Genomic DNA, 23,388 nt, shown 5'->3' with positions numbered 1-23,388 from the left:
TCGGGAAGGTAGACAGACTGCTCCCTACGCGCAAGCGTTTGCGCAAACGCTTGCCGGAAAGGATGGGTATGCCCCAATCGAAGTCTTCGCGGCCGACCCAGCGGGACATCGCCGAGCTCGCGGGCGTGTCGATCACGACCGTTTCGCACGTCGTGAACGGGACGCGCGCGGTCGCCGAGGACACCAAGGCGGCGGTGCTGCGGGCGATCGAGACGACCGGCTACACCGGTGACGCCATCGCGCGTTCGCTGGTCACCGGCGGCACGCGGTCGATCGGGATGGCGATCTCGCTGGTGGCGAACCCGTACTTCGCGACGCTGATGCAGGCGATCGAGCGGGAGGCCTCCGCGCACGGCTACACCGTCCTGCTGGCCGACACGCACGACGCGGCGGACACGGAGCGTGACACCGTGCGGGCGCTGCGCTCCCGTCGCGTCGACGGCCTGCTCATCACCCCGGCACCGGGCGACGGCCCGGTGATCAGCGAGCTGGTGTCCCTCGACGTGCCGACAGTGCTGATCGACCGGCTGGCCACCCGCACCGACGTCGACCAGGTCGGGTCGGAGAACATCCAGGCGACGTCGGCGCTCACCGCGCACCTGGCCACGCTCGGGCACCGGCGGATCGGGATGATCAGCGGCGTGCCCGGCCTGTCGACCAGCGAAGAGCGCGTGCTCGGGTACCGGCTGGGGCTCGGCCGGTCCGGGCTGACCTGGGCGTCCGACCTCGTGGCCTGCGGAAACTCCTCGCGCGAGGGCGGCGTGCTGGCGTTGAGCACCCTGCTCGCGCTGCCCGATCCGCCGACCGCGCTGGTGGTCGGGAACGACAGCATGATAGTCGGCGTGCTGCACGAGGCGCGGCGGCGCGGGCTGCGGATCGGGCGCGACCTGCCGGTGGTGGTCTACGACGACGTCGAGTGGGCGGACCTGGTCGACCCGCCGCTGACCACGATGGCGCAGCCGATCGAGGAGATCGGCCGGCAGGCGGTGCGGCTGCTGCTGGCCCGGATCAACGACCCGTCCCGCAAGGCCGAAACGGTGCGGCTGGCACCCACTCTGCGTCACCGCGAGTCGTGCGGCTGCCCACCGGTTCACTCACTTCAGTGAATCTGGGTTCCTGATACCTCCGCCCGGCCGTTCAGCGGATACCTTTCGGCTGAGCGTCTGCGAGGGCTTTATGACCGCACTATCGCCGGACCTCCGGTTGTGGGACCCCCCGGTCACCTACCGGATCGGCGTCGCGATGGGTGTGCACGCGCACCCGTACTCCGGCGAGCTGCTGCGCGCGATCAGGGCGGCCGCGGCGCAGGCGGGCTGCGACGTCGTGCTGGCGGACACCGCGAACACCGCGGACGAAGAAGCCGAAGTGGTGCGCGCGTTGCGCGCGGACCTGGTGGACGGCGTGCTGCTGGTGCCTTCGGCCGGCGACGAAGCGGTGATCAACGGCCTGGTGCGGATGGGCGTGCCGACGGTGCTGGTGGACCGGGTGGCCGCGCGCAACGACGTCGACCAGGTCGGCACGGAGAACGTGCACGCGGTGGCGTCGCTGGTCCGGCACCTGACCGACCGCCGCCACCGGAAGATCGGCCTGATCTCGGGCGACGACAGCATGGAGGTCAGCCGGGAGCGCGTCCGCGGCTACCGGCTCGGGCTGGAGCAGGCGGGTCTGCGCTTCAACCGCGAGCTGGTGGAGTGCGGGCTGTCGACGTCGGGCGGCGCCGCCCGCGCGACGGCCAAGCTCCTGGACGGCTGGCCGTCCCCGACGGCCTTGGTGGTGGCGGACGAGTCGATGCTGGTGGGCGTCCAGTACGAGGCCCACCGCCGCGGCATCCGGATCGGCTCCGAGCTGGCGGTGGTGGGCTACGGCGACATGGACTGGGCCCGCCGCGTGAGCCCGGCGGTGACCACCCTGGTCCAGCCGATCGCCGACCTGGGCCGGCGGGCGGTGCAGCTACTGATGTCCCGCATGGCGGACCCGGACCGGCCGCCGGAGTCGGTGTGGCTGACACCGAAGTTCCTGCACGGCGCTTCGTGTGGCTGTTGAAACGGTAGAATCCCGCCTGGAGCTGCGGTTCGCTCGGACGGCAGGCGGGGGTGGGCAACTGACTTCGAACAGACCCTCAAGACACGTTCTCGACCTGAGCGCGCTTATCCTCGGCATCGTTTTCGGCTTCGGCACGAATCTCATCACGTCGTCGCCAGAAAACTGGTGGCCGCCGTTGAGACTCGTCGCCGACTATGCGAAGTTCTGGTTGCCGTTCACGATCATCGTGGTCGTGGCGTTCGAACTTCTGAGCCGCCGACGTCGAAGTCGACTGGTGATCTGGCGCAAGGCGGAAAACCCGTATCCCGGCCTCGCGTCGTTCACGGACGAGCGAGCGATGGTGTTCTTCGGACGAGACGGAGATGTTCGCGAGCTAGCCAACCGCCTGAAGCAGGGTGGCAGTGACCCGCGGAGCCGCTTCATCCCGCTCGTCGGTCCCTCGGGAAGCGGCAAGACATCACTGATTCAGGCGGGAATCGTGCCCAGGCTACCGAGAAACTGGCGAGTAGTCGGACCGTTTTCTCCGGGGGCAGACCCGTTTCTCGCCTTCATGAACGCGCTGACCGCCGATTCGGAAGACCCACATCGACAACAACGAATCAGCCGGGCAGCTCGGTTGTTGCGCGATGAAGCAAGGGCGGTATTCCGGGGAGAAGCACCTGGCCACAGTGAGCTCAGTTCACACTTGCTGGCCGCACAGGGCAGCAGGAGTCGCGTGCTGATCGTGATCGACCAGTGGGAGGAGCTGAACGGGCTCACCACAGCCGGCGACCGCGAACTGTTCGGACGATTGATGCACTGCGTCCTCGCCAAGCACCCGGCGGTGCATGTCATCGCCGCCATGCGACCTGAAGTGCTCGCCGATTTGTCGAACCCTGAGCTTTCAGGGCTGTTCGGGGCCCCGTACCCGATCGCAGGCCTAGAGCCTCGGCTGATACGGCAAGCGATCGAGGGCCCTGCTAGGGCGGCAGGCGCGGACTTCGAGCCCGGCTTGGTCGATCAGATGGTCGCCGAGGCCACCATCGGCGACGCACTACCCCTCCTCGGCTATCTCCTGGAACGACTCTACGAGGGCCGAGACAACGAGAACGTGATCACTTTCGAGTCGTACGAAAGTTCGGGTCGTGTCGCGGGCGCTATCGCCGCTCACGCCGATGAAATCTATCGCGAACTGGCGACCGTTCATCGCACCGATGAAATCGACCGGACTCTGCTCAAGTTCGTCCAGTGGAACGGCCGGGAAGCAATCCGGCGCCCGATATCCGCCGACCGGCTCGGCGAGACAGGGCGTCGGGTCGTGGAAGAGTTTCGGGCTGCACGCCTGATCATCGACGTGCAGAGCGGATCCGCTTTCGAACTGGCCCACGACGCGTTGATTCGACAGTGGCACAAACTGCGGGATCTGGTGGAGGCCAACGAACGCGAGCTGCGCTGGTACGCAGTGCTCGAGCAACGCGCCCACGACTGGACACCCGGCGCAGGATCGGATGACCTTCTACGTGGGCAAGCTCTGAAAGAAGCCGAAGAACTTGAAGAAGTCTCGGAGTCGATTGCAGAATTCGTCAGCGCATCTCGCGCGATGGAGCAATTGGAGCTGGAACAGCGTTCCGCCCGCGCTGCCGCGTACGCCCAGCAACTTCGCAACCATGACGCAGACCTCGCTCTCGCGGTCGCAGTAGCAACCGTAACGGAAACCGTCCCCGGATCTTCAGCCTTGTTGACTCTCTGGGGCATGGTCGAAGATCCCAGGATCACCCGGCTGGCAATGGGCCACGTGGGTTCCCTGTGCACAATGGCTTGGCACGCAGACGGGGAAACGTTGCTGAGCATCGCGAAAGACGGCACTGGTTGCACTTGGGACCCGAGCGGGAAGTTGCTGAAATTCGTCAACATCCCCGTCGGCTTCACCGAAGCGGAACTATCGCCGAACGGCGAAAGTCTTCTCTTGAAAGAAGAAAACGGTCGCACCTCTCTCTGGCAAGTCGAAGGATTTCGGTTCATCGCCCGCTCCAAGGGAGCTTCGGACTACCTTCCAAGTTTCCGATGGTCTGACGATGGATCCAAACTACTTAAGCAGGCCGGAAGGACCACGACCATTTGGAAGGTCAGGGATCGCGAGGAAGGCAAAATCAGGCAACACGACATCTCCATGCCGGCCGCCACACCGCCCTCGTGGTCACCAGACGGAAAGAGTCTTGCCTTCGTCGACAAAGGCAAGGTTACCATCGTCGACGACCACGATGGTGAGATACTTTACGAATTCAGCACCCGCGCAGATCTGGAAGGGGCCCACTGGGCCCCGGACGGCCAACGACTGTGTGTCATAATCAATATAAGCGAGTCGCAAAGTACACTGGAACCGAAGAAACAGATAGTAGAGATATATACATCCGAAGGAGAATTGATCGTCAGACGAGAGGCAACTGGCGTCAAATCGATCGAATGGTCACCTGACGGGCATCAACTAGCCGTACTTTCAGGTGCACACCCCAAAGGAAGGAGAGTCGAGATCTGGGACACCGACAGGCTCTCCACAATCAGAAGCCGCGAAACGAGCACCGAAGTTGACGCCACATTGAGATGGTCCAGTCATGGTCGGTACCTGGCCTTTTACTGCGAGCGCCGGATTTTACTGTGGGATCTTGAAAACGATCAGGCTCACTACACCGTCGGCGGCCCCGTGTTCAATTCCGCCTGGCAGCCGAGGACCGGTAGATCAACAGTCAGGTTTCTCAATCCGAAGCACTGGTATGTCTGCGGCCCAGAAACGAAAGACCTCACCAAATGGCCACAAATGACGGCTCGAAGTGTACTTTCATACTCGCCTGGCGGTTCTCATATTGCCACCGAAAGTAGCGGCAAGGTGAGCATCTGGAAACCAGGCGCCGCGGAGCCACTAGCCACTCTGGAGGTAAGGCCGGACTGGGCGGATCACGCCACGTGGTCACCCGACGGAAAATACCTGGCAATCGCCAGTCACGACTTCTGGCAACGAGAAGAAAATCGCGTAATCGTCTGGGACTGGCGAGACAAGACCACAAAGGCGATGAAGGGCGAAGGCGGGCAGAGCGGGCCCCTGGCGTGGTCGCCGGATGGGACACTACTGGCCGGAATCATCGAACAAGCCGACTCGATCGCCATCTGGTCGATCAACTCCGGCGAGACGAGGTCTACGATCCACTGGACCGGCAAGGCTACGGCCATGTGCTGGTCAGCAGCGGCTCCTCATGTCATAGCTGCGTCGAGAGGAGACTTTCAGATCCGTGTTCTCGACTGGAAATCGGGCGATACTGTGTGCACCTGCATCGGCCACGGAAGCGAAGTCGAGCAACTCGACTGGTCACCGGATGGCCGATACTTGACAAGCGCGGACAGTGAGGGCGAAATAAGACTGTGGAACGGCTCGACCGGCGAGTGCCTCGTCGCCCTGGACGGGCCGGGGCGTAAACCACAGATAACGTGGTCCGAAGATGGCAAGCAATTGAGCGCCGCGAGCATGGTGACCAATGTGATCTACGATTGGTCGCTGCCCGAGGACGCACAGGAACTCATCGCAAAGGCTGGGGTCGTCCAGGCCCTCACGAAGCACGACCGGCAGCGCGCCGGCCTGCCATGAGGCCGGAGAATGGCGGGGCGATCCGACTCGCGCACACCGCCCAGCTGTCGGCCGCTGACCTGCTCGCCGTGCGGGCTCTGCTCGAAGGCGCGTTCCGCGACTTCGACCTCCCCGGCTGGGAGAACACCCTGGGCGGCATGCACGCGCTCACCTTCAACGGCGCCGAGCTGATCGGCCACGCCTCCCTCGTGCAGCGCCGGCTCCTGCACGGCGATGTTGTGCTCAACACTGGTTACGTCGAGGGCGTCGCGGTGCGCCCGGACCACCGGCGGCGCGGGGTGGCGAGCGCGTTGATGGCGGCGGTCGAGGAACTGCTGCCCGGGTACGAGGTCGGGGCGCTGAGTGCGAGCCGGGCCGGGGCCCCCTTGTACATGGGCCGGGGCTGGCAGCAGTGGCGCGGCCCGACGTCCGCGTTGACACCGGACGGCGTCCGCCGCACCGAAGACGAGGACGGCGGGGTGTACGTGTTCCCGGGCCGGACACCCCTCGACCTCGACGGCGGCCTAACCGCCGACTGGCGGGCCGGCGACCTCTGGTGACAGCGTCGCCGCGGCTTCCAGGAGCATCCAGCCGCCAACCTGCACCGACAGGTCGCGCTCCGGGGCGTCCTCCGGCAACGGCCACGGTGCCGGGCGGTCCCAGTACGCGCTGAACAGCGGCCCCTCCGGTGCTTCCGCGGCACCCGACCAGCACGCCTCCGCCGACGTCAGCACCAGTGACCGGGCCGTCGAAGCCTCCGGGCCGGGAAGGGCGCGCGCCGCCAGGGCCAGGTAGCGGGCCAGGATGGCCGCGAACAGCCCGCCGTCGCCGCCTCCTTGGCCGCGGATCACGCCTCCCGGCGTGCAGTGCTCCGCCACCGCGCGGACCGTGCGAGCCGCATTGTCCATTGAGGACAATTCGAGGCAGGCGCCGAGGTACACCCCTTGGCAGTACGTGTAAATGTGCTTCACCAGCTCGCCGGTGTCCGCGCGGATCCCGTCCCAGACCAGACCGGACGCCGGGTCGACCAAAGTGGACGTCAGCCACGACGTCATCTCGCGGGCCCGGGTGAGATTGCCGGACCGGGCGTGGAAGATCGCCGCCGGGCCGTTGGCCGGGGCGTTCTTGAAGTCGTCGCCGCGGCGCCACCAGATGCCGCCGCCGGTCGCCGGGGTCCAGCCGGACAGCAGCTGGGTGTCGATCGCCGCCACCGCCGGGCCCACGTCGATGCCCAGCGGGGAAACCCGTTGCAGCGCCAGGCCGAGCCACGCGATGTCGTCGTAGTAGTCGTTCGTCCAGCGACCGAAATTGCGCAGCCGCACCGACCGTACGAAGGACCGGATCAAGGCGAGCCGGCCGGCAGAAGGCGCGCGCAGCTGGGCGTCGACCAGGGTGTCCAGCAGGTGGGCCTGCCACCAGTAGTTCCAGTGCCAGTGCAGCCGCTGGTCGACCGAGGCCGGCCAGCGGCTGCGGCCCAGCACCGTGCCGGGCAGCGCCCACACCCGGCGCAGGTGCCGCGAGATCACCGCGTGTTCCGCGGCCGAGACGTCCATGGCGCAATCGTGCCTTGCCCATCCACATACCGCTCGGTATGTTCGGTGGTCATGACGACTGCCAACGTCACCTGCCCGCTGTGCGAAGCCACCTGCGGCCTGGAAGTGACGCTCGACGCGAACCAGCAGGTCACCCGCGTCAAAGGTGACGAGCAGGACGTCTTCTCGCGCGGGTACATCTGCCCCAAGGGCGCGTCACTCGGCGCACTGCACCACGACCCGGACCGGCTGACCGCCCCGCTGCTCAAGCGCGACGGCGAGTTCGTCGAGGTCAGCTGGCAGGAGGCCTACGACGAGATCGCCCGCCGCCTCCCGCCGATCCTCGAGGAGCACGGCCGGGACGCCGTCGCGGTGTACGCGGGCAACCCCGGCGTGCACAACATCGCGCTCACGCTCTACGGCCGTGTGCTCTACAAAGCTTTGGGCACCAAGAACTTCTACAGCGCCACCTCGGTCGACCAGCTGCCGAAGCACTACTCGGCAGGCACCATGTTCGGCGACCCGCTCGCCATCCCGGTGCCCGACCTCGACCGGACGCGGCACCTGCTGATCCTCGGCGCCAACCCGCTCGTCTCCAACGGCAGCCTGATGACCGCCCCGGACATCCGCGGCCGGCTGCGCGGGATCCGCGACCGCGGCGGCAAGATCGTCGTCGTCGACCCGCGCCGCACGCGCACCGCCGCGTTCGCCGACGAGCACCACGCCATCCGGCCCGGCACCGACGCGCTGCTGCTGTTCGCGCTGGTCAACGTCCTGTTCGCGGAGAACCTCGTCGACCCCGGCCGCCTGGCGGAGCACCTGAACGGCCTCGACGACGTCCGCGCGCTGGCCGAGCCGTTCACCCCGGAAGCCGTCGCGCCGCGCACCGGCATCGACGCCGAGGCGATCCGCCGGATGGCACGGGAGCTGACCTCGGACAACGCCGTGGTCTACGGCCGGATCGGCACCACCACGCAGGCGTTCGGCACCATCGCGAGCTGGCTGGTCGACGTCCTCAACGTGCTCACCGGCCACCTCGACAGCCCGGGCGGCGCGATGTTCCCGCTCGCCGCGTGCCAGCCCACCGGGAACCGGCGGCCGTTCGCCGTCGGACGCTGGCGCAGCCGCGTGCGCGGCTACCCCGAGGTCGTCGGCGAGCTGCCGGTCGCGACGCTCGCCGACGAGATCGAGACGCCGGGCGAGGGCCAGGTCCGTGCGCTGATCACGGTCAGCGGCAACCCGTGCCTGAGCACGCCGAACGCCGGGCGGCTGGCCGCCGCGCTCGAAAGCCTCGACTTCATGATCTCCGTGGACGTCTACCTCAACGAGACGTCCCGCCACGCCGACGTCATCCTGCCCGGGCCGTCGCCGCTCGAGCGGCCGCACTTCGACCTGGCCTTCTACCAGCTGTCCATCCGCAACATCGCCAACTGGACGCCCGCGACGCTGCCGTCGGCGCTGCCGCAGGAGTGGGAGACCATGCTGCGGCTGACCGGCATCGTCGCCGGTCAGGGCCCCGAGGCCGACGTCGCGGCGCTCGACGACTTCGTCGCCGGGGAGACCGCGCGGCGCAACGGGCTCGACGTCGCGGTGGCCGGTGAGCGCACCGGGCCCGCGCGCCTGGTCGACTTGCTGCTGCGCGCCGGGCCGTACGACGTCACGCTGGCCGACCTCGAGGCGGCGCCGCACGGGATGGACTTCGGGCCGCTGCAGCCGCGGATCCCCGAGGTGCTGTGCACCGCGTCCGGGCGGATCGAGCTGGCGCCCGGGCCGGTCGTCGCCGACGTTCCGCGCTTGCGGGAAGAGCTCGCGAAAACCGCGGACGACGGGCTGGTGCTGATCGGGCGGCGGCACCTGAGCTCGAACAACTCGTGGATGCACAACCTGGCGCCGCTGGTCCGCGGCGGCAACCGCTGCACGGTCCAGGTCCACCCCGCGGACGCGACCCGCCTCGGCCTGACCGACGGCGGCCTGGCCTCGGTGACGTCCCGGGCCGGAAAACTGCAGGTCCCGGTCGAGGTCACCGACGACGTCCGGCCCGGCGTGGTCAGCATCCCGCACGGCTGGGGCCACGACGCCGACGGCTCGCGGACGCGGGTCGCGAGCGCGCACCCCGGCGTCAACTCGAACCTGGTCGCCGACGAGACGCTGCTGGACGTTCCGTCCGGAACGTCGGTGTTGAACGGCATTCCCGTCGAGGTCACCCCCGTCTGACCCTTGACGTCCCGGGGGACCGTCGAGGATTCTCGACGCGGCATGTTTACGTGAACATCGGAGTTCGCATGGCCCGCTTCCGTCGATGCCTGCTCGCCATCCTGCTCGTTCCCCTCTTCACCCTCCCGCCCAGCGCGTCCGCGGCCACGAACGGCTTCCGCGGCGTCAACTGGGCGGACGCCCGCGACAACTACGTCGACGGCTGGGTGATCCCGACCGGCCTCACCGCCGGGGACAGCTACGCGAGCGTCCGCGGCAAGGCCGACGGCATCATCACCGGCTTCCAGCAGAAACTCGGCGCGAACACCGTGCGGCTGCCGATCAACCCGCAAAGCGTCAACTCGGACTGGTGGGGCCGGTACAAGGGCGCCGCCGACTCGGCGCTGTCCCACGGCATGAAGGTCATCTTCGGCTACTGGGAAGCGAACAAGGACGGGTTCGTCGACGACGTCAACGCCTGGAACACCATGTGGGACAAGGTGACCAGCGACTACGGCGGCAACGGCGACGTGTACTTCGAGCCGATGAACGAGCCGTTCGGCTACGGCCTCAACGACTGGGTGTCACTCTGCTCGACCTGGCTGTCCCGGCACTCGAACATCCCGCGCGGCCGGGTGCTGATCAGCGGCACCGGCTACAACGACAACGTGACGGGCGTCGGCGCGGCGAGCGCGTTGACCGGCACGCTCCTCTCGCTGCACTTCTACGGCTTCTGGGCCTCGGACACGACCCGCGCCGCGTGGACCACGAACCTCGGCAACCGGCTCGGCTCGTACTCCTCCCGCACGATCATCGACGAAGCCGGCGCCCCGATGACCACCGGCCTGGACTACTCCGCCGGGCACCAGGACGGCAACAACTTCACCGCCTACTTCGCCGCCACCACGGACTTGGCGCGGTCGAGGCAGATCGGTGTCGTCTACTGGCCCGGCCTGCGCTCCGGCGACACGTACTCGATCACGCGGCAGAGCGGCAGCGGCCTGGAGACCAACAACGCGTCGGGCGTGGTGCAGCTGCGCTGGGGCTGGGGCCTGTAGGCGTCACCAGGCGCGGCCGAGGTCGGCGTGCTGCCGGATCCAGGCGTGCATGACGATCCCGGCCGCGACCCCGGCGTTGATCGAGCGGGTGGTGCCGAACTGGGCGATCGAAACGACCAGCGACGCGGCTTCCTGCGCCTGCGCGGACAGCCCGGGCCCCTCCTGGCCGAACAGCAGGACGCACTCGCGCGGGATCTCGGCCGTCTCGACCGGCCGGGCACCCGGCGTGTTGTCCACCGCGACGACGGCGAGCCCCTGCTCGCCCGCGAAGGCGACCAGGGTGGCGACGTCGTCGTGGTGGCGCAGGTGCTGGTAGCGGTCGGTCACCATGGCCCCGCGCCGGTTCCAGCGGCGGCGGCCGACGATGTGCACCTCGGCCGCGGCGAACGCGTTGGCCGTGCGGACCACGGTGCCGATGTTGTGGTCGTGCTGGAAGTTCTCGATGGCGACGTGGAACGGGTGCCGTCGGCTGTCCACATCGGACACGATGGCCTCGCGGCGCCAGTAGCGGTAGGCGTCGACGACGTTGCGGCGGTCGCCGTCGCGCAGCAGCTCGGGGTCGTACCGCTCGTCCGCGGGCCACTCACCCGGCCACGGGCCGACGCCGACCTCTTCGCGGCTCACCCACTCGGTGGGTCCGGGGACTGTGCTCACCCGCCGATTGTCGCTCAGCCCAGGTGGACGGGGCGCACGTGGGTTTCCTCGTCGTGGCGGTGGCGCCAGCGGTGGTAGACGCCGGCGTAGGAGTACGCGACCGCCACGATCGCGATGATCCCGATCGCCGGCAGCCACGACTGCGGGAAGACCGTGCCGTAGAGGTAGTAGGCGTTGAACCCGCCGGGCAGGTCGCCGAGGCCCTGCTGGTGGCGGAAGTAGTTCTCCAACGCCGTGAGCGGGCACGGCACCGGCGTGACGTTCACCAGGACGCCCCAGACCGCGGCGAAGAAGTGGACGAAGATCAGCTTCGGCCACCGCCAGGCGAGGAAGCCCCCCAAACCGATGAGCAGCAAGGCCAAGATGTGCACCACGACGGTCACGTCGGCCAGGAACTTCGCCATCGCACCCCCTCCACCGATCCCCCTACCAGCGACTTTACTCCGCTGCTGGGATCCAGCTGCCCTCCAGAGTGCCCCGGCCGGTGATTTTTAACCCAGCGGAGCAACCCATTCACCTGCGCGGTGACGGAGGGGTTACCCCCGGTGGAAACTCCGGCGGGCGTTTCGCGGGGTACTTCGTCGGCTGCTCGTGCGGGTACTGGTCGGGCGCACCGTCCGGTTTCTTCCGGTTCGGGTCGGCCGGCCGCTGCGGTTCCGGCGGCTCTTCCATGCCCCGACGGTACGCCCGGACCACGTCCCGGTCAGCCGGATTTCACTGAACGCGATCGCTGGTCACCGGTTCGTCGTCGCTCGGGATGTGGACGTCGGTGACGTTGATGTTCACCTCGACGACCTCCAGCCCGGTCATCTGCTCGATCGCGGTCACCACGTTGCGGCGCACCGAGCGGGCCAGCTCCGCGATGGCGACGCCGTACTCGACGAGCACCTGCAGGTCCACCGCCGCCTGCTTCTCGCCGACCTCGACCGAGACGCCCTGGCCGACACTCGCCGACGCGCCCGGGATGCGGTCGCGGAGGGCGCCGAACGCGCGGGCCGCGCCGCCGCCGAGGTCGTGCACGCCGTGGACGTCGCGCGCGGCGAGGCCGGCGATCTTCTGCACCACCGTGTCGGCGATGGTCGTGGTGCCCTGCTTGGTGACGAGCGCGGTCTCGGTGGTCTTCTCCGCCGTCGCGGTCATGGTGTCCTCCCTGGATGTCCTGCGGGACAAGGCTTTCGCCTGGTTCGTAGCCAAGGACACAAAGGACTGGAGACCGTCACTGTGACGTGGGTCTCGCGAACGCCGCGCCGTCGAGATCGGTGACTTCCAAGCGCAGCCGCGCGTTCGCCCACTCCGTGCCCGTGAGCACCGGCCGCACCGCTTCGGCCGCCCGCTCCAGCAACGGCGGGATCGGCAGCCGGGTCGCGATCAGCCGGATCCGGACCACCTCCGGGGCCAGGTCCACGGCCAGGCCGTCCCGCGCCATCGGGAACGACGGGGTCGCCGGGCGAAGGCCGGCCACGTCCGCGAGAGCGCCGACGATCCGCTCGACGGCTTCTTCGGCGGTCACCGGGCTTCCGGCTCGATGTCCAGAATGGACACTGAAACCTCGTCGACCACCAGGCCGGTCTGCTCGGCCACGAACCGCGTCACCGAGCGCTGGACCGCCCGGCCGACCGCCGCCGCCTGGTCGGCCGCCGACGTGACGAGGTCGATCTGGACCGTCACCCGGCCGTCGGTGGTCCGGACCCGGACGCCGTCCGACGGCGCCGGGTCGAGCCCCCGCCAGCGCCCGCGGGCCGCGCGCGTCCACGCCGTCACCAGGCCGCGCAGGCCCGGTTCGAGCCGCACCACGCCCGGTGTGGTGATCGCCGCCCGCGCCGCCACCCCGGCGATCACCGGATCGGCGATGACGTAGTCCACGCTCATTCCCCTGGCTCCCCGGCAGCGTCTTCCCCGACAGCGTCTTCTTCGAAGAGATCCTCCACGAGCAGGTCGACCTTGGCCGGCGTCAGGCCCACCCGGGCCGCGGCCGCCGCGGTCACCCGCTCCCGCACCTGGGCCAACGCCGCACCGCCCGCGCGGTTCCGCAGGCTCACCGCGAGGGTGAGTTCCACCTCGACCCCGCCGGGCACGGCCCGCACCCGGCACCGCCGCGCCCGGACGCCGTCGACCGTGTCGGCCGCGTACCGCAGCACCGCCGCCACCGCCTGCTCGCTGATCTCGACGAACCCGGGTTCCGGGGTCGGCAGCGGCACCATCGAGCCGCGCCGCACCTCGGCGCGCACCGCCGACATGATCCGCCCGAACAGGTCCGGCGACGGCGTGTCCTCCTCGGCCGCCAGCTCGGACGTGGCCTCGCGCAGGGCCAGCAGGCTTTCCCGCGCGGCCCGGCAGTGCGGGCAGGTCAGCTCGTGTTCGTCGGCCAGCCCGGCGCCGACCGCGTCGAGCCGCTCCCACACCTGCTCGACATCGCGTTCGCAGGGCAGCTCGTAGTCCGTCATCGCCATGGCTTCATCACCTCCGCCAGCTGGGCCCGGGCGCGCGCGATCCGGCCGCGGACCGCGGTCGCGTTCGCACCGACGACTTCGCCGATCTCCTCGTAGGACCGGCCGTGCACTTCCCGCAGCAGCCAGCACGCTCGTTGTTCGGGCGTCAGCTGCGCCAGCGCCGCGTTCAACGCCGCGAGCTGGCCGCTCACCTGCGCGGCCCGCTCGGGCTGCAGGTCGGCCCGCGGCGACTCGGCGGTGTCGAGATCGACGTCGGCCTGCGGCTTGCGCGCCCGGATCACGTTGAGGCAGCGGTTCGTGGTGGCCCGGTAGAGCCAGCCGACGAACGCGGCGTCCTCGGTGAGCTGGCCGAGCTTGCGCCAGGCGTTGAGGAACACCTCCTGCACGACGTCCTCGGCGTCGCCGCGGTGGGCGAGCATCTTGACCGCGAGCCGGAACATCGGGCCCTGGTAGCGCAGCACGAGCTGCTCGTACGCCCGGACGTCGCCGTCCCGGGCGCGGCTGACGAGGGTCACGTCGTCCAGCGGCGTAGTCGTCGTCACGGCACCTCCTCTGGGGGAGGACACCGGTGGGCGGAAATCGTCACGCGGTGATTCTGGGTGACGGTGGTCACCGGGGCGACTCCACCGGATCCGCCCCGGTCACCGGTCAGTCCAGACCGAGGTCGTCCTTGCCCAGGACGTACCGGTACTCCAGGCCTTCCTTCTCGATCGCCTCGCGCGCGCCGGTGTCGCGGTCGACCACCGTCACCACGCCGATCACGTTCGCGCCCGCTTCACGCAGGGCGGCGACCGCCTCCAGCACGCTGCCGCCGGTCGTGGACGTGTCCTCGACCGCCAGCACGCGCTGGCCGCGGACCTCCATGCCCTCGATGCGCCGCTGCATGCCGTGTTCCTTGACCGACTTGCGGACCACGAACGCGTCCAGCACGACCCCGTCGTTCGCCGCCGAGTGCAGCATCGCCAGCGCGACCGGGTCGGCGCCGAGCGTCAGGCCGCCGGCCGCCACGTAGTCCCAGTCCGCAGTCAGCTGGCGCAGGAGCTTGCCGATCAGCGGCGCGGCCGCGTGGTGCAGCGTCGCCCGCCGGAGGTCGATGTAGTAGTCGGCTTCCTTGCCGGACGCCAGGGTCACTTTTCCGTGCACCACGGAAAGATCGGTGACCAGCCTGGCCAGTTCGAGTTTCGCCGCTTGATCCAAACCGGGGTTCGCCACGGCCGTGAGTCTTACACACGGCCGGGTTCACTCACCGACGGATGTGGCGTCGACCGCACGCCCGCGCGTCGCGGCCCAGGCCGGGACCAGGATCGCCACGAGCGAGAGCACCACGGCGATGGCGAGCACGGCCAGGTAGATCGCCACCGGGCCCGACGGCAGCAGCGTGCCGGTCACCACCAGGCAGAACGGCACGATCGCCCCCGCCGCGACGAGCGTCCCGAGCAGCACCGCGATGGTCGCGATCAGGCCGCCTTCGACGCCGGCCATGCGCAGCACCTGGCCGCGGGTGAAGCCGCTCAGCCGCTGCACGCCGAACTCGCGGCGGCGCCGCGCGGTGGCCGTCACCAGCGTGTTCACCACGGAGATCACCGTGTAGGCGATGATCATCCCGACGAGCAGGTAGTTGACCCAGGCGCCGACCTCGTTGCCCTTCGCGTGCGCCGCAAGCAGCGTGCCGCGGTCGCCGACGACCACCGGCTGCCCGGCGGTCGCCTCGCGCAGCCGCGCGGTCAGCGTCGCCGGGTCGACGCCGGGAGCGGCGCGGACCAGCAGCTGCGGGGCGAGCCCGAGCGTCGTGTGCGGCGCCAGCAGGGAAGCGGGCAGCACGAGCTTCTCGAACCCGGGACGCTGGTCGACGACGGCGGTGACCCGCACGTCCACCGGGGTGCCGTCGCCGAGCCGCAGCGACAGCGTGTCGCCGACGCGGTGACCGAGCGTCGAAGGCACCTCGACGGCGTTCCCGGTCAGCTCGCTGACACCCAGTGCGGGCCGGCCGTCGTCGTGCTGGCCCGAGTCGAACGGCTTCTCGACGAACACCGTGCTGGTGACGTACTCCGACGCGCTCGCCACCCCCGGGGTGGTGCGCACCCGGCCCAGTACCGACGAGTCAAGGCCACCCGGCCCGGCGACGACCGCGTCCGCGCGCAGGTCCTCGGTGTAGGCCTGGTTCGAGACGGCTTCCTGGGTGGTCTGCAGGTAGATGTTGGCGGTCGCGATGCCGACCGCGAGCATGATCGGGGTGACCGCGCCGGCCGCCCGCACCGCGCCGACGCGGGTGTTGCGCAGCGCGACCCGGCCGTTGACGCCGGTCAGCGCCTCCACCGGCCAGCGCAGCAGCGTGGCCATCAGCTTCGTCACGCCCGGGCTGATCGCCGCCAGGCCGAACGCCCACAGCATCACGGCCGGGCCTGCCGTGCTGGCCGCGACCGGGCCGGTCATCACCGCGACCGTCACGATGCCGAGCGCCGTCCCGCCGCCGAAGCACAGGATGGCGGTGACCAGCCGGATCGGCGTCAGCCAGCGGCGCTCGACGGCGGCTTCGGCGAGCGCCTCGGCCGGGCGGATCCGCGAAGCACGCCGTCCCGCCACGAAGGAGGCACCCACGACGGCCAGCAGCGACGCGCCCGCGGCGACCACGGCCGGGACCCAGCCCTGCGCGAACCGCAGCACGTCGGGCACGACGTGGTGGTCGACGAGCTGCCCGAACAGCCACTGCCCGAGCACCGGGCCGAGCACCACCGCGACGCCGACCGCGAGCAGCCCGACGACGAGCGCCTCGCCGAGCACCATCCGGCGCAGCTGGCGCGGGGTGGTGCCGACCGCGCGCAGCAGCGCGAGTTCGCGCCGGCGCTGCTGCGTCGACAGCGTCAGCGTCCCGGCCACGACGAACACCATGACCATGGCCGAGAGCCCGCCGGACACGGCGGCCAGCACGATCAGGTTCTCGCCGCTCTTGCCCGTCTCCGGGAACTCGAAGGCGCCGCGGTCGACGCCGGTCGCCACCACACCGGCGTCCCCGACGGCCGCGGTCACGGCGGCGACGTCGCCACCGAAGACGCCGATGGTGTCGAAGCGGCCCGGGTGCCCGGACAGCCGTTCGGCGTCCGAAGCGGCGAAGAACACCGCCGCGTCCCGCATGGCCTGCGGCGCTTCGGCGATCCCGGAGATGCGGAACGGGCTGACGCTGCCGTGCGCGGCGATCGGCAGGGTGTCCCCGACGGCGAGGCCGAGCCCGGCGTCGACGACGACTTCGCCCGGCTTCGGAGCCGCGCCCTTCAGCGTGTACGGCGTCAGCACGGCGGAATCCCAGGCGTGGCCCAGTGCGCTCGCGGCCCCGATCTGCGCGGGGAAGCTGATCTCGCCGACGACGTTCGTGACGCCGGGGACCGCGCGCAGGCGCCGGGCCAGCGCCGCGTCGAGCCGGACGCGCTCGGGCAGGGTCGCGTTCTCGAACTTGTGCTTGTCCCCGGGCTCGAGGGTAGCCGGGTCCTCTTCCGGGAGCTTGAGCGTCTGCTGCCCGCCGACGACGATCGGCGCCGCGGCCAGCCGCTGCACCGGCGTCTCGGACCGGATGCCGGTCTCCATCAGGCCGCCGCACGCCGAGACGACGAGCGCGCCGAAGAACACGGCGACGAACGTCGCCAGGAAGCCGCCCTTGCGCAGGCGGAGGGTCCGCAGTGCCAGCTTGAACATCAGGCCGCCACCCGGCCCCACGCGCCCAGGTGGGTCATCCGCTCGGCGACGGCTTCCGCAGTCGGCCGGGCCAGCCGCCCGGCGAGCCTGCCGTCGGCCAGGAACACGACTTCGTCGGCGTAGGAGGCGGCGACCGGGTCGTGCGTCACCATGATCACCGTCTGGCCCGACGACCGGACGGAGTCGCGCAGCAGGCCGAGCACCTCGGCGGCGGTGCGGGTGTCGAGGGCGCCGGTCGGCTCGTCGGCGAACAGCACGGCGGGGTCGGTGACCAGGGCGCGGGCGATGGCGACGCGCTGCTGCTGGCCGCCGGAGAGCTGCCCGGGCAGGTGCTTGCGGCGCCCGTCGAGCCCGACGTGCGCCAGGATCCGTTCCACCAGCCGCTTGTCCGCGCGCCGGCCGGCCAGCTGCAGCGGCAGCACGACGTTCTGCTCGACCGTCAGTGCCGGGAGCAGGTTGAACGCCTGGAAGACGAAGCCGACGCGGTCGCGCCGCAGCTTCGTCAGGTAGGTCTCGTTCTTGCCGCCGAGGTCCTGGCCGTCGAGCACGACCCGGCCGGACGTGGGCCGGTCGAGCCCGGCCGCGCAGTGCAGGAAGGTGCTCTTGCCCGAGCCGGACGGGCCCATCACCGCGGTGAACCCGCCGCGGGGGAAGGAGATCGAGACCCCGTCCAGCGCGACCACACCGCCGTACTCCTTGCGCACGGCCTCGAGCCGGACCGCGTCGGCTGCCTCGTGCCACCCAGTTGTCATGGGGAAAACGCTATTGAGCCCGCCCCCGGGTCACCCTGGTGCGAGCGTGCGTCTTCCGGGTGGGGACAGCCCTACTCAGGTGCGGCCCCGGCCACCGCTGATCCGGCGCAGCACCGCGCGCGGCAACAGGCCGCCGATCGCGACGACGGCCTTGTACTGCAGGCTCGGCACGGAGATCACCTTGCCGCGGCGCAGGTCCGACAGGGCTTCGTTGACCACCTGTTCGACACCCAACCAGGCGATTTTCGGGCCCGGTTTGCCGATGCCGGCCCGTTCGTGGAACTCGGTCGCGGTGAAACCGGGGCACAGCGCCATCATCCGGATGCTTTTCGGCAGCGAAGCGGCGATGCCTTCGGTGAACGACGTGACCCAGTTCTTGCTGGCCGTGTAGGTCGAACCGCGGCCGCTGAAGAAGCCCGCGACACTGCTGACCTGGATGATTTCGCCGTGGCCGCGCTCGATCATGCCGGGCAGCACGGCCCGGGTGAGGCGCAGGACGGCCGTGACGTTGACGTCGAGCTGACGCTGCAGCGCGTCCGGCGGGATGGTCCAGAAGTCGCCGTTCAGCCCGAACCCGGCGTTGTTCACCAGGAGGTCGACCGGCCCGGCGGCGAGCCGCTCCTCGACCGCCGTCCGGCCGTCCACTTCGGACAGATCGGCGGGCAGCACCTCGACCGCCACACCGTGCTGTTCCCGCAGCTCAGCGGCGTACGCCTCCAGCCGCGCGGTGTCACGGGCGACGAGCACGAGGTCGTATTTGTCGGCGGCGAGCCGGCGCGCGAACTGCGCGCCGATGCCCGCCGTGGCACCGGTAATGAGAGCGGTGGTGGTCATGTGGGTGAACATACCCGCTGGTCACGGGTGGACGTGCGTTCGAATCGACGGGGAAGTATCGTCCGCCGCATGGGTAAGCACAGCAGGCGCAAAAGCGGCTATCTGCCCAAGGTCGCCGCGGGCGCGGCGCCCGTCGCGCTGCTCTTCGCGGCTCCGGCCGTGGCGCTGGCGAGCCCGGCCGAGCTGACCCTGCCGCTCGACCACCGCGAGGACAGCACGTTCCGCCGCGACGTCTCGACCTCGGGCGAGAGCGGCTCGTCGGCGGTGCGCGAGACCCTGGCCGCGACCCGCCACGACTTCCTCGCGAAGGAGATCGCCGGCGCGGCGCTCACCAACGACCTGACCGGGTCCGCGGCCACCCGCCGCGAGGAGCGCCAGACGGAGACGTCGGCCGCGTCGCAGGAAGCCGAGTCGCTCGCCCGCACCGGCCGGCACACCGTGGGCATCGGCCAGGTCCACGCGGTCACCGCGAACAGCCAGCGGCTCGGCCAGGGTGCGTCGCGCAGCCTGTCGCTCGCCCCCTTCGGCGGCGGCGCCGAGCACCGGATCGGCCTCGGCGAAGGCACGAGCCACGGCATCTGGCCCGCCGACGGCGTCGACGTCCTGAGCCAGAACGCCGAGCAGCTCGACACGGGCCTGTACGGCACCTTCACCGGAGACCTCGGCGGCGCGCTCTCGGCCCGCCGGTCCTCCGGCCAGGCCGCGGACCTCGGCCGTCTCGGCGCGGTCGGCGCGACGTCCGAGCAGTACGCGACCGGCCGGCTCTCGGGCGTCCTGGACCTGGGCCAGACCCACGAAGCGGGTGGTCAGCTCGGCCCGGCCTGGGGCCTGGTGGAGACGAGCCAGTCCCTCGGCCCGGCGGGCCCGGCCGGCTCGATCCGCGGCGACCTCGGCGTGGACCACGTGGTCCACGCGGAGGGAAGCACGACGTCGGTGCGCGGGACGCTGGACCGGTCGGCCACGCTCAGCGCCCTCGACCGGCGGCTGCTCGGCTGCTAGCTCTCGCTCGGCTTCGGTTCCGGCTCCGCGGGCGGCTGCTGGGCCGGCGTCCCGGCCGCCGGGGTGCCGGGGGCGGCGGGTGCCGTGGCCTCGGACGGGACCGGGGCGCTCGCCTGGTGCCGGCCCGCGTCGTAGTCCTCGTCGAACGGGTCGACGATGTCCGCGATTTCGCCGAGGTCGCGCAGCAGGCGCTCCAGCCGCGACGGCCCCGCCGTCGGGACCACGCTGGCCAGCACCCACTCGTTCTCCAGCCAGGCCACGCCGACGTCGCCGCCCAGCTGGTCAGCCGCGTCGACGAGCTCCTGCGTGATCACCACGCGGGCGCCGTCCGCGTCGTCCGCGAACGCGTACCGGGCGCCGATCGGGCCGAGCATCTCGGGCATGTCCGCGCGCTGGAACGGGACGCTGGACAGCCACATCTCGATCGGGATGCGGTGCTTCTTGTTGCAGCGCACCGCCACGACCACCGCGGGGATCTGGCCCTCGGTCTCGATGTCGAAGATGAACACCGGGCGGCGGCCGTCGGAGGTGAAGGTCGAACCCGCGACCACGTTCACGGCCGCGTCCGCGCCGAAGTAGCCGATCGCGCCGCCGGACCACTGCTGCGGCAGGCGCTCGTCCTCCTCGACGAACTGCCAGCCGCGCAACTGTGCCCAGCGCATTCGCTCGCGGTTGCGCGAGCCCTCCTTCGCCCGGTCGGCCGCGAGCAGCCCCAGCCCCGCCACCAGGGCGACGGCCGCGATGACGAACCAGATCCACGCCGGAATACCCACGACGGCCAGGGTATCGCTCCTTACGCCGGAGGGATGATCGACGGTACCCGTGTCGCCGGGCCCATTCGGAGCATTTTGCGCCGCCACGGGTCGACAAATCGGCACGAACCACTGTGGACAGCCGTGAAGGCCACCTCGGGTGAGGTGGCCTTCACGAACCGTCAGACGCGGGTGACCGTCAGGGCGTCACCGGCCTCCAGGTCCGGGCCGTCGACGCGCACGGTGTCGCCGTCCCGGATCTCGCCCGACAGCAGCTCCTTCGCCAGCTTGTCGCCGATCGCCGACTGGACCAGCCGCCGCAGCGGGCGGGCGCCGTAGATCGGGTCGAAGCCGTTGAGCGCGAGCCACTCGCGGGCGCCGTCGGTGACCTCCAGGTGCAGCCGCCGCTGTTCCAGCCGCTTGGCGAGCCTGGCCACCTGGATGTCCACAATGGACGTCAGCTGCTCGGTGCCGAGCGAGTGGAACACGACGATGTCGTCGAGCCGGTTGAGGAACTCCGGCTTGAACTGCCGCTGCACCACCTCGAGCACGGCGTCCCGCCGCTGCCGCTCGTCGAGCGACGGGTCGGCGATGGCCTGCGAACCGAGGTTCGAGGTCAGGATCAGGATGGTGTTGCGGAAGTCCACCGTCCGGCCCTGGCCGTCGGTCAGCCGCCCGTCGTCGAGGACCTGCAGCAGCACGTCGAAGACGTCCGGGTGGGCCTTCTCGACCTCGTCGAGCAGCACCACCGAGTACGGGCGCCGCCGGACGGCCTCGGTCAGCTGGCCGCCCTGGTCGTAGCCGACGTACCCGGGCGGGGCACCGACCAGGCGCGCCACCGAGTGCTTCTCGGCGTACTCGCTCATGTCGATGCGCTGCATCGCACGCTCGTCGTCGAACAGGAACTCGGCCAGCGCCTTGGCCAGCTCGGTCTTGCCGACGCCGGTCGGGCCGAGGAACAGGAACGAACCGGTCGGCCGGTCGGGGTCGGCCACGCCGGCCCGGGCGCGGCGCACCGCGTCCGCGACGACCTGCACGGCCTCGGCCTGCCCGATGACGCGCCGGGTCAGCTCCTCCTCCATCCGGAGCAGCTTGCCGGTCTCACCCTCCAGCAGCCGTCCGGCCGGGATGCCGGTCCACGCGCTCACGACGTCGGCGACGTCGTCCGCGCCGACCTCTTCCTTGAGCATGACGTTCTGCTGGCTGGCCTCGCTCGCCGCGGTGGCTGCTTCGAACTCCTTCTCCAGCGCCGGGATCCGGCCGTAGCGCAGCTCGGCGGCCTTGCCGAGGTCGCCGTCGCGCTCGGCGCGCTCCGACTCGCCGCGCAGCTGCTCGAGCTGCTCCTTGAGCTCGCGGACGCGCTCGATGGAGCCCTTCTCGTTCTGCCAGCGGGCGGTCAGCGCCGTCAGCGTCTCGCGCTTCTCGGCCAGCTCGGCACGCAGGTTGGCGAGCCGCTCCTTCGAAGCGGCGTCGCTCTCCTTCGCGAGGGCCATCTCCTCGATCTCGAGCCGCCGGACAGCGCGCTCGACCTCGTCGATCTCCACCGGCCGCGAGTCGATCTCCATGCGGAGCTTCGACGCGGCCTCGTCGACCAGGTCGATCGCCTTGTCCGGCAGGAAGCGCGCAGTGATGTAGCGGTCGGACAGCGTCGCGGCGGCGACCAGCGCGGCGTCCGTGATCCGGACACCGTGGTGGACCTCGTAGCGCTCCTTCAGCCCGCGCAGGATCGCGATGGTGTCCTCCGGCGACGGCTCGCCGACGAGCACCTGCTGGAAGCGCCGCTCCAGGGCCGCGTCCTTCTCGATGTGCTGGCGGTACTCGTCGAGCGTGGTCGCGCCGACCATCCGCAGCTCGCCGCGGGCGAGCATCGGCTTGATCATGTTGCCCGCGTCCATCGCGCCGCCCTCGCCGGTCGCGCCGGCGCCGACGATCGTGTGCAGCTCGTCGATGAAGGTGATGACCTCGCCCGCGGAGTCGGTGATCTCCTTGAGCACGGCCTTCAGCCGCTCTTCGAACTCGCCGCGGTACTTGGCGCCGGCCACCATCGACCCGAGGTCGAGGGCGACGACGCGCTTGCCGCGCAGCGACTCCGGCACGTCCCCGGCGACGATGCGCTGGGCCAGCCCTTCGACGATGGCCGTCTTGCCGACGCCCGGCTCGCCGATCAGGACCGGGTTGTTCTTGGTGCGCCGCGACAGCACCTGCACCACGCGGCGGATCTCGGTGTCGCGGCCGATGACCGGGTCGAGCTCGCCGGCGCGGGCGCGCTCGGTGAGGTCGACGCCGTACTTCTCGAGCGCCTTGAAGGTGCTCTCCGGGTCCGCGCTGGTGATCCGGGCCGAGCCGCGGACCTTGGCGAACGCCTCCTGCAGCGCGTCCGGCGTCGCCCCGTGGCGCTTGAGCAGGTCGGCGACCTGGCCGCCCTCGGTGGCGAGCCCGACGAGCAGGTGCTCGGTCGAGACGTACTCGTCGCCCAGCTCGGTGGCGAGCTTCTGGGCGCGCGTCAGCGACTTGACCGCGTGGGTGTCGAACTGCGGGCTCGACACGGTCGCGCCGGTCGCCGACGGCAGGGCCGCGATCAGCGGCTCCAGCTCCTTGTGCACCACCTCCGGGTCGGCCCCGACCGCGGTCAGCAGCGGTGCGGTCAGTCCCTCACCCTGCGCCAGCAGGGCGCCCAGCAGATGGGCGGCCGACACGTGCGGGTTGCCGGCCATGGTGGCCGCCTGCGCCGCGGACGAGATCGCCTGCTGGGTCTTCGTGGTCGGGTTGAAAGCGTCCATCCCTCACCTCATGCTCGGTACTACCAGAAGTCCTGGTGACAGGCCTGACCGAGACCCGT

The 23,388-nt window shown here is 70.3% G+C and carries 21 protein-coding genes; 7 read left to right on the top strand and 14 right to left on the bottom strand.

Going from position 1 to position 23,388, the window contains the following annotated elements; genetic code table 11:
- The first annotated feature begins 68 nt into the window (after positions 1–68).
- The 4 genes from ACWEGE_RS12820 (at position 69) to ACWEGE_RS12805 (ending at position 6,198) form a co-directional block, all read left to right on the top strand.
- Positions 69–1,106, top strand: a complete 1,038-nt coding sequence (locus ACWEGE_RS12820; RefSeq protein WP_449660572.1) for a LacI family DNA-binding transcriptional regulator — start codon at positions 69–71, stop codon at positions 1,104–1,106.
- Positions 1,107–1,176: 70 nt separating this feature from the next.
- Positions 1,177–2,043, top strand: a complete 867-nt coding sequence (locus ACWEGE_RS12815) for a LacI family DNA-binding transcriptional regulator (RefSeq protein ID WP_449660571.1) — start codon at positions 1,177–1,179, stop codon at positions 2,041–2,043.
- Positions 2,033–5,659 carry an NACHT and WD repeat domain-containing protein gene (locus tag ACWEGE_RS12810; protein WP_449660570.1) on the top strand — a complete coding sequence of 1,209 codons (3,627 nt, stop codon included), beginning with the start codon at positions 2,033–2,035 and terminating at the stop codon, positions 5,657–5,659. The genes ACWEGE_RS12815 and ACWEGE_RS12810 overlap by 11 nt, the downstream gene beginning before the upstream one ends.
- The gene (locus tag ACWEGE_RS12805) at positions 5,656–6,198 is read left to right on the top strand and encodes a GNAT family N-acetyltransferase (protein ID WP_449660569.1); all 543 of its coding nucleotides are present in this window, start codon (positions 5,656–5,658) and stop codon (positions 6,196–6,198) included. Before ACWEGE_RS12810 ends, ACWEGE_RS12805 begins: the two co-directional genes overlap by 4 nt.
- Here the strand turns inward: ACWEGE_RS12805 and ACWEGE_RS12800 are convergent.
- A complete protein-coding gene (locus ACWEGE_RS12800; RefSeq protein ID WP_449660568.1) occupies positions 6,163–7,191 on the bottom strand; it encodes a glycoside hydrolase family 76 protein in 1,029 nt (342 codons plus the stop codon). The two genes, ACWEGE_RS12805 and ACWEGE_RS12800, sit on opposite strands and share 36 nt — an antisense overlap.
- Positions 7,192–7,242: 51 nt before the next feature.
- Here ACWEGE_RS12800 and ACWEGE_RS12795 point away from each other — a divergent pair, with 51 nt between their 5' ends.
- Entirely contained in the window at positions 7,243–9,384 is a 2,142-nt protein-coding gene (locus tag ACWEGE_RS12795) for a molybdopterin-dependent oxidoreductase (RefSeq protein ID WP_449660567.1), read from the top strand.
- Positions 9,385–9,452: 68 nt separating this feature from the next.
- Entirely contained in the window at positions 9,453–10,421 is a 969-nt protein-coding gene (locus ACWEGE_RS12790; protein ID WP_449660566.1) for a cellulase family glycosylhydrolase, read from the top strand.
- A gap of 3 nt (positions 10,422–10,424) precedes the next feature.
- Here the strand turns inward: ACWEGE_RS12790 and ACWEGE_RS12785 are convergent, their stop codons facing one another.
- The 11 genes from ACWEGE_RS12785 to ACWEGE_RS12735 form a co-directional block, all read right to left on the bottom strand.
- The gene (locus ACWEGE_RS12785; protein WP_449660565.1) at positions 10,425–11,075 is read right to left on the bottom strand and encodes a TrmH family RNA methyltransferase; all 651 of its coding nucleotides are present in this window, start codon (positions 11,073–11,075) and stop codon (positions 10,425–10,427) included.
- Between the two features lie 14 nt (positions 11,076–11,089).
- A complete protein-coding gene (locus ACWEGE_RS12780; protein ID WP_449660564.1) occupies positions 11,090–11,479 on the bottom strand; it encodes a DUF2784 domain-containing protein in 390 nt (129 codons plus the stop codon).
- A 310-nt stretch (positions 11,480–11,789) separates the two neighbouring features.
- Positions 11,790–12,215 carry an Asp23/Gls24 family envelope stress response protein gene (locus ACWEGE_RS12775; RefSeq protein WP_449660563.1) on the bottom strand — a complete coding sequence of 142 codons (426 nt, stop codon included), beginning with the start codon at positions 12,213–12,215 and terminating at the stop codon, positions 11,790–11,792.
- A 76-nt stretch (positions 12,216–12,291) separates the two neighbouring features.
- A complete protein-coding gene (locus ACWEGE_RS12770; protein WP_449660562.1) occupies positions 12,292–12,585 on the bottom strand; it encodes a hypothetical protein in 294 nt (97 codons plus the stop codon).
- Positions 12,582–12,944 (bottom strand): Asp23/Gls24 family envelope stress response protein, encoded by a 363-nt coding sequence (locus tag ACWEGE_RS12765; protein WP_449660561.1) that lies wholly within the window; start codon positions 12,942–12,944, stop codon positions 12,582–12,584. Before ACWEGE_RS12765 ends, ACWEGE_RS12770 begins: the two co-directional genes overlap by 4 nt.
- Complete coding sequence (locus tag ACWEGE_RS12760; protein ID WP_449660560.1) at positions 12,941–13,525, bottom strand: Asp23/Gls24 family envelope stress response protein; 585 nt, start codon at positions 13,523–13,525, stop codon at positions 12,941–12,943. The genes ACWEGE_RS12765 and ACWEGE_RS12760 overlap by 4 nt, the downstream gene beginning before the upstream one ends.
- On the bottom strand, positions 13,516–14,067 hold the full coding sequence (locus ACWEGE_RS12755) for an RNA polymerase sigma factor (RefSeq protein ID WP_449660559.1): 552 nt from the start codon (positions 14,065–14,067) through the stop codon (positions 13,516–13,518). Before ACWEGE_RS12755 ends, ACWEGE_RS12760 begins: the two co-directional genes overlap by 10 nt.
- 106 nt (positions 14,068–14,173) lie before the next feature.
- A complete protein-coding gene (gene pyrE / locus ACWEGE_RS12750) occupies positions 14,174–14,737 on the bottom strand; it encodes an orotate phosphoribosyltransferase (protein ID WP_400896990.1) in 564 nt (187 codons plus the stop codon).
- Between the two features lie 27 nt (positions 14,738–14,764).
- Positions 14,765–17,212 carry an ABC transporter permease gene (locus ACWEGE_RS12745; RefSeq protein ID WP_449660558.1) on the bottom strand — a complete coding sequence of 816 codons (2,448 nt, stop codon included), beginning with the start codon at positions 17,210–17,212 and terminating at the stop codon, positions 14,765–14,767.
- Positions 17,212–17,964: an ABC transporter ATP-binding protein gene (locus tag ACWEGE_RS12740; RefSeq protein WP_449660557.1), complete on the bottom strand. Its 753-nt coding sequence runs from the start codon at positions 17,962–17,964 to the stop codon at positions 17,212–17,214. The genes ACWEGE_RS12745 and ACWEGE_RS12740 overlap by 1 nt, the downstream gene beginning before the upstream one ends.
- A 75-nt stretch (positions 17,965–18,039) precedes the next feature.
- Positions 18,040–18,798, bottom strand: coding sequence for an SDR family NAD(P)-dependent oxidoreductase (locus ACWEGE_RS12735; protein ID WP_449660556.1), 759 nt, complete (start codon positions 18,796–18,798; stop codon positions 18,040–18,042).
- Positions 18,799–18,867: 69 nt separating this feature from the next.
- Here ACWEGE_RS12735 and ACWEGE_RS12730 point away from each other — a divergent pair, with 69 nt between their 5' ends.
- A complete protein-coding gene (locus ACWEGE_RS12730) occupies positions 18,868–19,797 on the top strand; it encodes a hypothetical protein (protein WP_449660555.1) in 930 nt (309 codons plus the stop codon).
- Here ACWEGE_RS12730 and ACWEGE_RS12725 read toward each other — a convergent pair.
- The gene (locus ACWEGE_RS12725; protein ID WP_449660554.1) at positions 19,794–20,570 is read right to left on the bottom strand and encodes a hypothetical protein; all 777 of its coding nucleotides are present in this window, start codon (positions 20,568–20,570) and stop codon (positions 19,794–19,796) included. The genes ACWEGE_RS12730 and ACWEGE_RS12725 overlap by 4 nt on opposite strands.
- 161 nt (positions 20,571–20,731) lie before the next feature.
- The gene (gene clpB / locus ACWEGE_RS12720) at positions 20,732–23,329 is read right to left on the bottom strand and encodes an ATP-dependent chaperone ClpB (RefSeq protein ID WP_449660553.1); all 2,598 of its coding nucleotides are present in this window, start codon (positions 23,327–23,329) and stop codon (positions 20,732–20,734) included.
- Positions 23,330–23,388 lie beyond the last annotated feature (59 nt).

The sequence above is a fragment of the Amycolatopsis sp. NPDC004747 genome (genome assembly GCF_053601335.1).
Note: the sequence above shows the minus strand (reverse complement) of the source record. Positions and strands in the feature narration are given on the sequence as shown.

Excerpts from the sequence above, each read along its gene's own strand:
- ACWEGE_RS12820 (WP_449660572.1), top strand. The coding sequence starts at position 69 with ATGCCCCAATCGAAGTCTTCGCGGCCGACCCAGCGGGACATCGCCGAG.
- ACWEGE_RS12815 (WP_449660571.1), top strand. The coding sequence starts at position 1,177 with ATGACCGCACTATCGCCGGACCTCCGGTTGTGGGACCCCCCGGTCACC.
- ACWEGE_RS12805 (WP_449660569.1), top strand. The coding sequence starts at position 5,656 with ATGAGGCCGGAGAATGGCGGGGCGATCCGACTCGCGCACACCGCCCAG.
- ACWEGE_RS12800 (WP_449660568.1), bottom strand. The coding sequence starts at position 7,191 with ATGGACGTCTCGGCCGCGGAACACGCGGTGATCTCGCGGCACCTGCGC.
- ACWEGE_RS12795 (WP_449660567.1), top strand. The coding sequence starts at position 7,243 with ATGACGACTGCCAACGTCACCTGCCCGCTGTGCGAAGCCACCTGCGGC.
- ACWEGE_RS12790 (WP_449660566.1), top strand. The coding sequence starts at position 9,453 with ATGGCCCGCTTCCGTCGATGCCTGCTCGCCATCCTGCTCGTTCCCCTC.
- ACWEGE_RS12780 (WP_449660564.1), bottom strand. The coding sequence starts at position 11,479 with ATGGCGAAGTTCCTGGCCGACGTGACCGTCGTGGTGCACATCTTGGCC.
- ACWEGE_RS12775 (WP_449660563.1), bottom strand. The coding sequence starts at position 12,215 with ATGACCGCGACGGCGGAGAAGACCACCGAGACCGCGCTCGTCACCAAG.
- ACWEGE_RS12765 (WP_449660561.1), bottom strand. The coding sequence starts at position 12,944 with ATGAGCGTGGACTACGTCATCGCCGATCCGGTGATCGCCGGGGTGGCG.
- ACWEGE_RS12760 (WP_449660560.1), bottom strand. The coding sequence starts at position 13,525 with ATGGCGATGACGGACTACGAGCTGCCCTGCGAACGCGATGTCGAGCAG.
- ACWEGE_RS12745 (WP_449660558.1), bottom strand. The coding sequence starts at position 17,212 with ATGTTCAAGCTGGCACTGCGGACCCTCCGCCTGCGCAAGGGCGGCTTC.
- ACWEGE_RS12740 (WP_449660557.1), bottom strand. The coding sequence starts at position 17,964 with ATGACAACTGGGTGGCACGAGGCAGCCGACGCGGTCCGGCTCGAGGCC.
- ACWEGE_RS12735 (WP_449660556.1), bottom strand. The coding sequence starts at position 18,798 with ATGACCACCACCGCTCTCATTACCGGTGCCACGGCGGGCATCGGCGCG.
- ACWEGE_RS12730 (WP_449660555.1), top strand. The coding sequence starts at position 18,868 with ATGGGTAAGCACAGCAGGCGCAAAAGCGGCTATCTGCCCAAGGTCGCC.
- clpB (WP_449660553.1), bottom strand. The coding sequence starts at position 23,329 with ATGGACGCTTTCAACCCGACCACGAAGACCCAGCAGGCGATCTCGTCC.